The 9577-nt window shown below is 64.4% G+C and carries 4 protein-coding genes; 2 read left to right on the forward strand and 2 right to left on the reverse strand.

Going from position 1 to position 9577, the window contains the following annotated elements:
• Positions 1-36 precede the first annotated feature (36 nt).
• Complete coding sequence (locus tag B3H86_RS05705; protein WP_292051845.1) at positions 37-2466, reverse strand: zinc-dependent metalloprotease; 2430 nt, start codon at positions 2464-2466, stop codon at positions 37-39.
• A 105-nt stretch (positions 2467-2571) separates the two neighbouring features.
• Positions 2572-4296 carry a gamma-glutamyltransferase gene (gene ggt, locus B3H86_RS05710; RefSeq protein WP_292051847.1) on the reverse strand — a complete coding sequence of 575 codons (1725 nt, stop codon included), beginning with the start codon at positions 4294-4296 and terminating at the stop codon, positions 2572-2574.
• A 376-nt stretch (positions 4297-4672) separates the two neighbouring features.
• Between ggt and B3H86_RS05715 the strand changes: the two genes are divergently transcribed.
• Both B3H86_RS05715 and B3H86_RS05720 read left to right on the forward strand, forming a co-directional pair.
• Positions 4673-7756: a TonB-dependent receptor plug domain-containing protein gene (locus B3H86_RS05715; protein ID WP_292051848.1), complete on the forward strand. Its 3084-nt coding sequence runs from the start codon at positions 4673-4675 to the stop codon at positions 7754-7756.
• 87 nt (positions 7757-7843) lie between these two features.
• Entirely contained in the window at positions 7844-9319 is a 1476-nt protein-coding gene (locus tag B3H86_RS05720; RefSeq protein ID WP_292051850.1) for an amidohydrolase, read from the forward strand.
• The last annotated feature ends 258 nt before the right edge of the window (positions 9320-9577 follow it).

Raw genomic sequence — 9577 nt, forward strand, 5'->3', positions numbered from 1 at the left:
CTCCGTTCAATCAGGAGAATGACGGCACCATAGCGATCAGATCGGCGCGCCGGGCGGCACGGCCTGTGCCGACTTCAGCACCGACCAGCCGGACACATCGCCCGTCAGGATAGCGGCCAGATGGGCGGCGTGGGCGGTTTCCAGACGGTCGCCGCGCACGCGCTTCAGGGCCTCGCCATACTGGCGACCGGCATCGATCAGGGCGGCCTTGGCGGTCGGGGTCAGGGTGTCGCTTTCGGCCAGTGTCGCCAGATAGGACGCATACCGGCTGCGGACCACGCGGCGCAGCTCGGCCTGACGCGGACTGACATTGCCGCCCAATAAAGCGGCCTGCACCCGTTCCAGCACCTCGGTCAGCGACAGTTGCGAGGCATCGCGGCGGCTCTGCTCCACAAGTTGGTTCAGGCGTTCAGGGGCCAGCAAAGTCTCGAACACCGTCTCGGCCACCGCACCGGCTGCCGATGTCGGATCGAACACACCGCCGACGCGCCCCTCGAACAGCTCGATCCCGAACTGGCGGTCATAGGAGCCGGACTGGGCCGAGGACAGCAGGTCCAGCAGATCATCGCGCAAATCCAGTTCGACCGGATCAAGCACCCCCAGCACGGAAGCCAGGGCCGACCGCTGCACATCGGCGGGCACCGGGACCGCGCGCTCGAACCCGTCACCCTTGACCGGATAGCCATAGTCCAGTCCTGCGATCTGACGCGCCACGGCGGTCGTCTGATAGCGGTGATAGAGATAGATCGGCACGATTATCCGGCGCAGATCGGCCACGGGTGCGCCTTCGGGCAGGTTTCTCAACCCGAAGCGCGACAGGGCGATACGGCGCACCTGCATCACATTGGCCAGCTCGGCGACAGGGTCCTCGCCATTGTCCCACATGGCTCCATAGGGTTGCAGCGACCCCAACGGGCGGGTGTCGCTGTCGGACACAAAGCGATAGCCCTTGGCTTGGGCCTCTGCGGCCAGCGCGGCACGGCGCGCCACGGGATCGACGCCCGGCTGGTCGCCATATAGCCAGTTCACCAGATAGAGGTCCCACGCGCCCACGCCGGTGGAATAGGCGTTCGACACGTCCAACTCACCATCGCGGGCGATCACCCACGGGGCCGGATAGTCCAGCACCGAGGCACGGCCCTCATAGCGTGAGGCGGCAAAGTTGTGGGCCAGACCCAGGGCATGGCCGATCTCGTGCGCAGACAGGTGGCGCAGGCGGTGATAGGCCAGCTGGTCCGGATCATCCTGCGCCCCCGTGCCGGACCTGTCAGCTCCCAACAGCCCCTCGAAGATCATCTTGTCCTGACGGTCGCGAAGGCTGCCCAGCTGCACCACGCCGCGCACGATCTCGCCGGTGCGCGGATCGTTGACGCTGGTGCCGGTGGACCAGCCGCGCGTCTCGCGGTGAACCCATGCAATGATGTTGTAGCGGGCATCCATCGGATGCGCCCCTTCAGGCAGGACCTCGACGCGGAACGCATCGATGTAGCCGGCCCGGTCGAAGGCTTCCTTCCACCAGTTGCCGCCCTCGATCAAAGCTTGCCGGATCGGCAGAGGCGCAGCGCGGTCCACATAAAAGACGATCGGCTTTTTCACCGTCGAACGCGCGGCGACGGGATCGGTCTTTTCCAGCCGGAAACGGCGGGCCAGTCGGTTGACCACCGGCGCATCCAGATCGGCGGCAAAATCCGTATAGGTGATCTGGGAAGAAGTGCCCGAGCGCGGATCATGCGGCACCGGCACAAACCCGTCTTCGGGCAGGCGGATGAAGCTGTGGCGTATGGCCAGCGACAGCGACCGCCCGTCTGGGGCGACACGGTTTATCGAGCCTGCCGGTTCGTCTGAAACGAAGGTCTGGACGCTCTGGAACTCGATATTGTCGGGAAAGACCAGCGTCTCGCCCGCCTCCAGATAGGAAAGGTTGGAGGCCAGCCGATAATTGCCCTGACGCGCGGATTTCAAACGCGCCGCGACATTGACCGCATCACGTTCCAGAAAACCCGACAGGTCCACACTGATGCTGCCATCGGCGTGACGCTCCAGCACTTCGCCGGACCAGACGATGGAGGTCGCAAAACTGGCGGCGACGGCGTTCTGTTCGTCTTCACTGGCCCCGACGGCACGGAAGCGCTGGTTCTCGAAACGGGCATAGACACGCTCGCCCACGACGCTGAAGGCCACCAACTGGGCCTGCCCCAGAGCCGAGCGGTCCAGCCCCGTGCCATCCATGCCGATACCGGCTGAAATACCCGGTTGATAGAGATAGCGACCGATCACACCCCGGGTGTCAGGTGCGCCAAAGCGGGCCAGCACCTTGCCGCGCGGGGCGTCCACGCGCACGGCAAACAGACCTTCCTGCCAGGCGGACCGCGCGGTGGATTCCGCAGGTGCCTGCGCCACGGCCATACCGACAGAACCCGAAGCCAGAACAAAGGCCGCAGCCCCCGCCATCAAAACCTTACGCATCGCTTCCCCCATTCACATCCGCCGCATCCCCGCCGATGCCGCCCCACGCTGTCGTCCAACAAGAAAAGGCCCGGCGCAAGGGCCGGGCCTGAACGTGACGGTTATTTAACGCACACCGATCGCCGAAGCGTCGGGTCGGCGCGTATCCGCCGCGCCATAGAAGCGATCCCCCTCGATCATGATCGACTGGGTTGACCCCATCGTCATGGACGGACGGGTCTGGTGGCCCCGCTGCTGCAACAGACGCTCGACATCCGGCGAGAAACCGCCCTCAAGTTCCAGCGGCGCACCGCCCCAGCCCTGGTTGATGCGCGGACGCATGGCGGCCTCGGCCACGTTCAGCCTGTGGTCGATGATGTTGGAGATCAGCTGAACCATGGTGGCGATGATATAGCCACCGCCCGGCGTTCCGGTGACCAGCCACGGCTTGTCATCCTTGAACACGATCATCGGGGTGATGGTCGAGCCCAGACGTTTGCCCGGTGCCGGAGAGTTGGGCTGGCCCTCGGTGCCCCACGAGAAGTTGTCGACGTGGTTGTTCAACAGAATACCCGTGCCCACCGGCGCGACGTGCGCGCCATAGGAGTTGGACAGGGTGTAGGTGACCGAGGCGGCATTGCCGAACCTGTCGGCCACCGAATAGTGGGTCGTGTCCTGGCTTTCATACGGATAGGGATTGCCGTCCGGCAGGGTGGCTCCGTCCAGGGCGCGTTCCAGCGACACCAGCTTCACGCGCTCTTCGGCAAAGCCCTTGCTGGCCAGACCCTGCGCAGGGGTATTCCAGTCGGGATCGCCCCCGATCAGGCGGCGGTCATGGTTGACGACCTTCATCACTTCGGAAATCAGGTGCAGGCTGTCGACGCTGCCCCAACCCATTTCCGCCAGATCGAAATGCTCCAGCATGTTCAGCGCCTGGGCGACGCTGACGCCAGAAGCTGTCGGTGGCATGAAGGCGATGCGGTGGCCGCGATACGAACCCCAGATCGGCTCTGAGACGATGGCACGGTAATTGGCCATGTCCTCCATCGTCATCAAACCGCCACGCGCCTGAACGCCCTCGACGATCTGACGCGCCAGATCGCCCTTGTAGAACTCGTCGGCACCGCCGGCGGCCAGCTTGCGCAGGCTCTCGGCCAGCAAGGGTTGTCTGAACAGTTCGCCCGCCTGATAGGGCGTGCCATCGGCCTTCAGATAGGCTTCGGCCGCGCCTGGATCATTGGCCAGAACGCGCGCCCGTCCGCCGGTGGCATCGGCCTCGCCATCGGTCAGGATATAGCCTTCCTCGGCCAGTCTGATCGCGGGCTGGACCAGTTCGGACCACGGCATGGAGCCGAAACGCCGGTGCGCTTCCCAAAAGCCCATGACCGTGCCGGGCACAGCCACATTGCGCATGCCTGACGGTTGGCTGCGGTCGAACTTGCCATCTGCGCCCAAAAGGGTTTGCGCGGTCAGGGCCGCAGGGGCGGTACCATAGTAGTTGATCGCAATATCCTGCGCCGGACGATCGGGTGTCGCCGCCATATGGATGACCATATAGCCCGAACCGCCGATATTGCCCGCACGCGGCAGGGTCACTGCCTCGGCAAAACCGACAGCCAGTGCCGCATCCACCGCATTGCCGCCCTTGGCCAGAATCTCGACACCCACGCGGGTGGCAAGGTCGGACTGGCTGACCACCATACCGTCGCGTCCGATGACCGGATTGTGGATCTGGCCATAGTTGACGATGTCGCCGCCGCTGCCCGCGCCGGGACGCAGTGCAACCTGCTGGGCCACCGCCGGCGAAAAGCCGATCAGGGCCGCGATTGAGGCCGCAGCCCATAGATTCATTCGACTACGCAACATGGTCCTTATCCCCCCTACGCCTGCCAGGACAGACACAATTTAAACACTATACCGCGTACAAAGCGTCACTATTGCGCAACGGAATAAGACAATTCCGAACACGGATCGCGCGATACCATTCCAAAAAGCCCCGTCGGACAAGCATTTTTTTGGATAACAACGTCACTGAATAGCGTTATGCAGGCAAAATCACGCCGTAATGCGGTTGCCTAGACGTCTAACTACTGCAACAACTCCACTGAAGCTCCGTGCGTGCTGCGCACCCTGGTCTGTCACAGGTGCGCGCGGGTGCGAGGGCCGCATCTGTCATTCCGGCGCGTCCGGATCGGCGGATGGACTGTCATCAGAGGGGAACCCATAAATGTCTTACCGCACCGGACGCCGGAATTTCCGCGCCGCCATGCTGGCTTCCAGCGCCATTCTTGGCGCTGCCGTTGCTGCCCCGGCCTTCGCACAGGAAGTGACCGAAGAGCCGACTGTCGTTGACGAGATCGTCGTTGTGGGCTCGCAGATCCGGGGCACAAAGGTTACTGCAGCCCTGCCGGTCACCGTGGTGAGCGAAGACGACATCATCGCCGCCGCTCCGGCTTCGGGTGACGACCTGTTCCGTTCGATCCCGCAGATGGGCGACGTGACCTTCAACCCGTCCTACCTGCCGAACACCTCGAACTCGGCCCGTGGTGACACCGGCTCGGTCAACCTGCGCAGCCTCGGCATCGGCAATACCCTGGTGCTGCTGAACGGCCGCCGCGTGGTGGGCCACCCGACCTCGCAGGCCAACGAACACCTCGTTCCGGTCCTGACCTACAACACCAACGCCATTCCGGTGTCGGGCCTCAAGCGCATGGAAGTGCTGCGTGACGGCGCCGCCGCCATCTACGGTGCCGACGCCGTGGCCGGTGTGGTCAACACCGTCCTGCGCGACGACATGAACGACTGGACCGTCTCGACCCAGTACGGCGGTGCCGAGGGCACCGGCATGCGCGAACTGAACGTCTCTCTGTACGGCGGCAAGGACATCCAGGACGGTCGCGGCAACATCTCGCTGTTCTTCAACTACGATCACCGCGACGAGCTGAAGACCACCGATCAGCCCTACACCGCCTCGAACGACATCAGCCCCCTGTTTGCCGGCACCAAATTCGCCGATGACAGCACCCTGGTCAGCACCTCGCCGCTGACCCCGTGGGGCCGCTTCACCGTGCGTGGCAGCGGCGGCAACATCAACGGCACCGCCCTTTCCTCCTTCACCATCGTTCCGGCGACCGACAAGGATTGCGTCGCGTCGCTCGGCAACGGTCTGTGCGCCATCGCCGGTGCCAACCTGCCGGGTGAATACAACACCGACATGGCCGCACTCGGCCTGACGGTCATGCCGGAAGTCGACCGCTTCAACCTGTTCGTCAGCGGCAAATACCAGCTCAACGACGCCGTAGAGGCCTTCGGTGAACTGGGCGGCTACCACGCCAAGTCCCAAGCCTGGCAGGAGCCGATCCCGACCGCTTCGGGCGTGACCTTCATCATCCCGGGCAGCAACTATTACAATCCGGTTGCCGGCAGGAACGATCTGACCCTGAGCGGCTACCGCTTCATGGACATGGGCCCGATCAGCGTGGCCGTGACCAACAAGCAATTCCGCGCTCTGGCCGGTCTGCGCGGAGAGTGGAAGGGCTGGAACTGGGAAACCGCCGTGCTGTGGTCGGAAGCCTCGGCCAAGGACGTGTCGGACAACATCTCCGCCACCGCCCTGCAGGAATGGGCCGGCAAGTCCACGCCTGACGCCTACAACTTCTTCAACGGCGGTTCGCTGTCCAACCCGACCGTCGGTGACGGCACCCCGTCGAACCAGGCCGCCCTGGACGCCATCCGCGTGGACATGGTCCGTCGTACCAAGACCGAGCTGGGCCTGTGGGACTTCAAGATCTCGCGTCCGGACATCTACCAGCTGCCGGCCGGTCCGGTGGGTATCGCCGCCGGTATCGAGCTGCGCACCGAAACCCAGCTGGACGACCGCGACGACCGTATCGACGGCACCATCCGCTTCACCAACCTGGCCGGTGCCAAGTCCTCGGACCTGATCAACCAGTCGGAAAACCCCGACACCTATGGCGAGCGTGACGTCTTCTCGGCCTATGCCGAAATCGCCGCCCCGCTGGTCTCGCCCGACATGGGCGTGCCGCTGGTGTACAACCTGGAAGTCCAGCTTGCCGGCCGCTTCGAGGAATATTCGGACTTCGGTTCGGTCGCCAAGCCCAAGTTCGCCGCCGCATGGGACATCGTTGACGGCTTCCGCATCCGCGGTTCGTGGGCCCAGGGCTTCCGCGCCCCGAACCTGGAGCAGATCAACGCCACGGTGATCACCCGTTCGAACAACTCTAACGACTGGATCTACTGTGAAGCCCTGCGCGTGAAGGGCGGCCTCACCAAAGTCGAGAACGGCGTGACCGTCGTGGACAACACCCTGAACGCGTGCGGTGCCACCATGACCTCGCGTGTCGCGCAGGCTTTCCGCCCGTACTTCACGCAGTCCCACGCCCGCAAATCGACGCAGGAACGCCGCTCGGGCAATCCGGACCTGAAGCCGGAAGAGTCCGAAACCCTGTCGCTGGGCGTGGTGATCCAGCCGCGCTTCATCCCGTCGGATCTGGGTGACTTCACCTTCACCGCCGACTGGTGGCAGGTGGAACAGGAAGGCATGGTCGGCCTGTTCCGTGGCCAGAACGCCCTGACGCTGGACTATCTGCTGCGCAAGCAGGGCTCGTTCAACGAGAACGTGGTCCGCGCCGATCCGACCGCCAACGACATCGCCCTGTTCGCAGGTTCGGGTCTGGAGGCCGCCGGCGAGGTTCTGTACATCAAGGACGCCTATACCAACCAACAGCCGCAGACGGTTGAAGGTCTGGATCTGGGCCTGATGTGGCGTCTGCGCGGCACCCGTTTCGGTGACTTCAGCGCCAACCTGAACGTCTCGCACCTGATCAAATACTATCTGGCCATGTCGCCGGATTCCCAGATGCTGGCCGATGCCCAGGCTTCGGGCCTGCTGGACGAAGCGGTGTTCCTGTCGGGTTCCTTCGGTGACATGATCGCCGACGGCGGCCGTCCGGAATGGAAGTGGTCGCTGTCCACCACCTGGCGCAAGGACGCCTGGACGGTCGGTGCGTTCACGCAATACATCTCGTCGCTCTACGACGACAGCGTGACCTACACCGAGAACAACGTCACCTATAACTGGATCGTTGACTCGACCATCACGGCCAACCTCTACGCCGAGTATGCCTTCGACGGCAGCCGCTTCGGCGATGCGCTGGCAAACGCCTCGGTCCGCGTCGGTGTCCGCAACATCACCGACGAGAACCCGCCGCTGGCCAGCGGTGGCTATGTCGGCACCGTGTATCAGCCCTATGGCCGTTACTGGTACGCCAACTTCCGCAAGACCTTCTAATCGGTCTTGAGACGATCGGGGCGGGGAGCGAAGATCGCTTCCCGCCCTTTCTCTTTAAGTAGTCCATCAAGAGTAACGGAGCCGACCATGCGCCAAGCCCTTCGCCGCCAGACTTCGCTCAAGACCCTGACCCTTGCCGCCTTTGGCATCGCCTCGATCGCCCTTGCCGCTCCGGCCGCTGCCGGTCCGCTGGCTCCCGAAGCCCACAGCAGCATCCTGGCCTCGGTGGAAAGCCACGGCGCCGCCATCGACGATGCCGCGCTGCAGATCTGGCAGTTTGCCGAGCTGGGCTATCAGGAGCATCAGTCGTCGGCCCTGCTGGCACAGCGCCTGCGCGATGCGGGCTTTACCGTCCAAACCGGCATCGCCAACGAGCCGACCGCCTTCCTCGCCAGCTTCAGGAACGGCGACGGACCCGTCATCGCCGTGCTGGCCGAGTATGACGCCCTGCCCGGCCTGTCCCAGACCCTGAACCCCGTGCAGGAAAGCGCCGGTGGCCATGCCGGTCACGGCTGCGGACACAATCTGTTCGGTGCGGCTTCGGTCTATTCGGCCATCGCCGTGAAGGAATGGATGGTCGCCAACAACATCAAGGGCGAACTGCGCGTCTATGGCACGCCTGCCGAGGAAGGCGGCTCGGGCAAGGTCTATATGGTCCGCGACGGCCTGTTCGACGATGTGGACATCAGCCTGCACTGGCACCCGGGCAATGTGAACTCGGCCCGTCAGGGCGACACGATGGCCAATGTCTCGGGCAAGTTCCGCTTCTATGGCACCTCGTCCCACGCCGCCGCCGCACCGGACAAGGGCCGCTCGGCGCTGGACGGTATCGAGGCCATGAACGCTATGGTCAACCTGATGCGCGAGCATGTGCCGGACCGCACCCGCATCCACTACGCCATCACCGATGGCGGCAAGGCGCCGAACGTCGTCCCGTCCTATGCCGAGGCCTATTACTATGTGCGCCACAACAACCCCGAGATCGTCCGCGACGTTCTGGAACGGGTAAAGCTGGCCGCTGAGGGGGCTGCCCTCGGTACCGGCACCCGTATGGAATTCGAAGCCATAGGCGGCGTCTATTCCATGCTGCCGAACGAGGCCCTGATGCAGGTGATGGACCGCAATCTGCGCAGCGTGGGCGGCATCACCTGGACCGAAGAGGAAAAGGCCCTCGCACGCGAAATCCAGAAGACCCTGAGCACCCAGGAAGACCTGTCCAGCGTCGAGCGCATCGAACCTGCCGTCATCGGCGGCGACTTCGGCGGCTCGACCGATGTATCGGACGTGTCGTGGGTGACGCCGACGGTCGGCCTGTCCACCGCCACCTTCGTGCCGGGCTCGGCGGGTCACAGCTGGCAGAATGTGGTGGCCGCCGGTTCGTCCATCGGTCTGAAGGGAGCCCGTCTGGCGACCCAGACACTGGCGCTGACAACGGCAGAACTGTTCCAGTCGCCGGAAGTCATCGCCGAGGCCAAGGCCGAGTTCGAACGCCGCCGCGGTCCGAACTTCCAGTACCGCGCCCTGCTGGGTGACCGCACACCGGCCCTCAATTACCGCGACTGAGCGTAGGCCTGACGTCAAAAGGAAAGGGGCGGCACCCGCGAAGGTGCCGCCCCTTTTTTCATGTCCGTCGCGGACCGTTTCAGGCCGTCGGGCGCGGCTCCGGCTCGCTGACCGGAACGCCGGTGGCCGCCGCGATGTCGGCCGCCGCCTCTTCTTCCGGTGTCAGGGGCACCGAGGACGACGGGCCGGTCATCGGCTCCCCCACATCCTCGCGGGTGGGCGGGGGGCCGTCCCTGAGCAGGGCGTTGATCTCTTCAC

Source organism: Brevundimonas sp. UBA5866 (assembly GCF_002432125.1).
In the GTDB taxonomy this organism is placed as follows: domain Bacteria; phylum Pseudomonadota; class Alphaproteobacteria; order Caulobacterales; family Caulobacteraceae; genus Brevundimonas.

What these genes read in the sequence shown, in the direction of transcription:
- B3H86_RS05705 (WP_292051845.1), bottom strand. Translation starts at nt 2,466, where the DNA reads ATGCGTAAGGTTTTGATGGCGGGGGCTGCGGCCTTTGTTCTGGCTTCG.
- ggt (WP_292051847.1), bottom strand. Translation starts at nt 4,296, where the DNA reads ATGAATCTATGGGCTGCGGCCTCAATCGCGGCCCTGATCGGCTTTTCG.
- B3H86_RS05715 (WP_292051848.1), top strand. Translation starts at nt 4,673, where the DNA reads ATGTCTTACCGCACCGGACGCCGGAATTTCCGCGCCGCCATGCTGGCT.
- B3H86_RS05720 (WP_292051850.1), top strand. Translation starts at nt 7,844, where the DNA reads ATGCGCCAAGCCCTTCGCCGCCAGACTTCGCTCAAGACCCTGACCCTT.